At 65.4% G+C, this 3,313-nt stretch carries 5 protein-coding genes and 1 pseudogene; 3 read left to right on the top strand and 3 right to left on the bottom strand.

Annotation, left to right across the window (positions count from 1 at the left end; genetic code table 11):
* Positions 1–625, bottom strand: a 625-nt coding sequence (locus tag EN780_RS30520) for an AraC family ligand binding domain-containing protein (RefSeq protein ID WP_128276141.1), incomplete at its 3' end; no start/stop codon positions are given.
* 86 nt (positions 626–711) lie between these two features.
* Here EN780_RS30520 and EN780_RS30515 point away from each other — a divergent pair.
* From EN780_RS30515 to EN780_RS30505, 3 genes are all read left to right on the top strand, one after another.
* Complete coding sequence (locus EN780_RS30515) at positions 712–1,242, top strand: hypothetical protein (RefSeq protein ID WP_128276140.1); 531 nt, start codon at positions 712–714, stop codon at positions 1,240–1,242.
* A gap of 32 nt (positions 1,243–1,274) precedes the next feature.
* Complete coding sequence (locus tag EN780_RS30510; RefSeq protein ID WP_127285640.1) at positions 1,275–1,652, top strand: VOC family protein; 378 nt, start codon at positions 1,275–1,277, stop codon at positions 1,650–1,652.
* Between the two features lie 94 nt (positions 1,653–1,746).
* A complete protein-coding gene (locus tag EN780_RS30505) occupies positions 1,747–2,376 on the top strand; it encodes a MarC family protein (protein ID WP_127285641.1) in 630 nt (209 codons plus the stop codon).
* Positions 2,377–2,406: 30 nt separating this feature from the next.
* Here the strand turns inward: EN780_RS30505 and EN780_RS30500 are convergent.
* Positions 2,407–2,831 (bottom strand): annotated as a pseudogene (locus EN780_RS30500) (OsmC family protein).
* A 29-nt stretch (positions 2,832–2,860) separates the two neighbouring features.
* Positions 2,861–3,259: a DUF2306 domain-containing protein gene (locus EN780_RS30495; protein WP_127285643.1), complete on the bottom strand. Its 399-nt coding sequence runs from the start codon at positions 3,257–3,259 to the stop codon at positions 2,861–2,863.
* Positions 3,260–3,313 lie beyond the last annotated feature (54 nt).

Genomic DNA, 3,313 nt, shown 5'->3' with positions numbered 1-3,313 from the left:
CCTGTCGGAAGGTGCGCAGGAAATGATAGGGGCTGGTCGCCGCGCTGCTGGCGAGGTCGGCGAGCGACAGCGGGCGGTCCGCGTCGAGTTCAATCAGCCGCACCGCCTCGGCGACCCGTTTCTGGTCGCGCCGGCTTGGCGTGACGACGGCATCGGCGGCATCCGAACTCGCCGTGACCACCGCCCCGGCAATGCGCAGGCCGATTTCCTCGAATGCATCAGTATCGCCTGTCTCCCGCGCGGCCTCCGCTTCAGCAAGCAACGACGCGAGCGCCGGCAAGGGCGGCAGGCGCGGGCCGGTGAAGCCAAGCCGCCTGGCGCCAGGCACGTCGGCAACGACGCGTTCCATGTAGGCCGGCGAAAAATGGAAGGAGAGGCAGCGGTCGCCGGCGCCGTGCTCATGCCCGCATTCATAGCAGGCGCCTGGATTGCCGAGCAGGATCGCGCCGGGCGCCAGCATCGCCGTGCCTTCGCGCGTCCGGTAGCGGAACGTGCCCTGGGTCACCGCGGCGACGCAAAAGCCGCGATGCTCTTCCTCGAACGGGCTGTCGCCGGCGCCGGCGGTGCACACCACGTCCGACACCTGCCAGCCTTGCCCGGAAGCAATTTCCTTGTCGCGCGTCATGGCCGGAAAGATAGCAATTTTCCCCAAGCACAGAACCGTGTCCGGCCGCTATTGCTCGCCCTCTCCTGACAAACGAGGCAGCAATCATGACCGATCCTTTCACCGAGGCCCTGCACAGCGCCAGCCCAAACGCCGACCTAGCCAAAAAGCTGGAGCTCTATGGCCGCTTCGTCGGCGCCTGGACGTTCGACGCCACCCGCCATCTCGAAGATGGCACGGTTCTTACCGGGCGTGGCGAGGTGCATTTCGGCTGGGTTCTGGAGGGCAAGGCGATCCAGGATGTGTGGATCCTGCCCGCGCGCAAAACTGGTGTGCAGACATCCCTCGGCGCGTGGACGTTCTACGGCACGACGCTGCGCGTCTACGATCCCGGGGTCGATGCCTGGCACATCTTCTGGAGCGATCCCCGTAACCAATACTACAGCCGGCAACTCGGCCGCGCCGAGGGCGATACGATCGTGCAGATCGGCGCCGATGGCTCCAGCGCGTCGGTGCGTTGGAGCTTTTCGCGCATCACCGAGAATTCGTTCCGCTGGCTCGGCGAGCGCTCGCCTGACGGCGGCGCCACCTGGCGGCTCGAGGTCGAATTCCTCGCCCGCCGCACGACTCAAGGCTGATCGGCCAACCTATTGCAAAAACGGAGAAAACGATGCTTGACCACATCTCGCTCGGCGTTCGCGACGCGACTGTCTCGAAGCGCTTCTACGATGCCGTGCTGCAACCGCTCGGCTATAGCTGTCTCAGCCAGTCGCCCGGCTCGCTTGGCTATGGCGCCGATGCGGTGGCGCTCTGGGTGAATGAAGCGGCGCGGCCGGTTTCGGCGGACACGGAGTCCGGCCTGCATTTCTGTTTCGCCGCGCCGACGCGCAAGAGCGTCGATGCCTTCCATGCGGCTGCGTTGCGTGACGGCGGCGGCGACAATGGCCCGCCTGGCCTGCGCGCCGCCTATGGCGACAACTACTATGCCGCCTTCGTCATAGACCCTGACGGGTACCGGCTTGAGGCTTACTGCGGCAAAGCCGAATAGCCGGCTGAAATCCCCTCCCTTCCTGTTCCCACCGCTTCCGCTTTGCTCTACCAATTGGCGAGCTTGGGCTTCGCCCGGCAGGAGGGGACCAGCGATGCCGAGTTTCGACAGCCTGTTCAACGCCTTCGTCACCATACTGGTGACCATCGACCCCCCGGGGCTGGCGCCGCTCTTCCTCGCCGTGACGCGCGGCATGAACCGCGAGGAGCGCCAGCAGGTTTCGGTGCGCGCCTCGGTGATCGGCTTCCTGGTGATGGCGCTGTTCGCGGTTGCCGGCGCGTCGATCCTGTCGGTGTTCGGCATCACGCTGCCGGCCTTCCGCGTCGCCGGCGGTTTCCTGCTGTTCTTCATCGCCTTCGAAATGGTGTTCGAGCGCCGGCAGGACCGCAAGGAGAAGATCGGCGACGTCGCCATCACCAAGGATATGATCCACAACATCGCCGCCTTCCCGTTGGCGATCCCGCTGATCGCCGGCCCCGGCGCGATCTCGGCTACGGTGCTGCTGTCGGGACACTTCGACGGGTTCGCGGCGCAGGCGGCGCTGGTCGGCATCATCTTCGTCTGCCTCGCCATCACCTATCTGGTGTTCGTGCTGGCGGAGCGCATCGACCGCATCCTCGGCCAGACCGGCCGCTCCATCCTGACGCGGCTGCTCGGCGTCATCCTGGCGGCGCTGGCGGTGCAGTTTGTCGCCGACGGGGTCAAGGCGCTGATGGCTGCTTGAGCCGTACCCTACTGCCTACTGCCTATTGCCCTATTTCGCCGCCGTATCGACGACCTCGAAATCGTGGGTGACGGTGGCCGTCTTGGCCATCATGGCGGTGCGGAGCAATATTTTTCGATCGAGAGGTCGATCGCCCGCTTGACCTTGTCATGCGAGAGCGCGCGGCCCTTGACGATGAAATGCATGTGGATGCGGGTGAAGACCCTGGGCTCCTTCTCGGCGCGGTCGGCGTCGAGCTCGACGACGCAATCCTCGATCGCCTCGCGGCCTTTTTCGAGAATGTGGACGACATCGTAGGCCGAGCAGCCGCCGGTGCCGATCAGCACCAGCTCCATCGGGCTCGGCCCCGGCGTTTTGCCCTCCGGGCCGGACGCGGTTCCGAGGACAACCTTGTGGCCGCTGCCGGACTCACCGACGAAGGTGCGTTCCTCGACCCATTTGACGCGTGCTTTCACGGCATTTTCCTTGCGAGGCCTTGGCTAGCCTATTGACCGAACATGACCGTATGCATGATCCGGCCAGGCAGCAGCGTGAAGATGCCGGCGCCGATCAAGGCGAAGACATAGAGCTTGATCATAGCGCCGCGATGCGCGGCGACGCGATGGGTGTGCGCATACCACACCGCCAGCGGCGCGGTGACCAGCACCAGGATCGACAGCAGATGGATCGGACTAAACGGGCCGATCAGGCGGATCTGCTGGATCCAGAAACTCGAGACGGCGATGACCAGCATCAGCGCCGCCCAGGCATAGCCCATCACGCGGTGGCTCGGCGTGCCTTTCGGCAGCGCCAGCTGCGCGCCGCCAATCGCCAGGGCGGCAAGGGCCGCGAATGCATGCCACGGAATGGGAGGGGGCGCGGATAGCAATGGTCCGAGCGACATCTTCCCCTCCTCAATGCCGGTTACGTGGTCCTGGCGCTCAGAACGGGATCTCGT

Source organism: Mesorhizobium sp. M4B.F.Ca.ET.089.01.1.1 (genome assembly GCF_004022605.1).
Lineage (GTDB): Bacteria > Pseudomonadota > Alphaproteobacteria > Rhizobiales > Rhizobiaceae > Mesorhizobium > Mesorhizobium abyssinicae.
The sequence above is the reverse complement of the archived record's forward strand: the minus strand, read 5'-3'. Positions and strand labels throughout refer to the sequence as shown.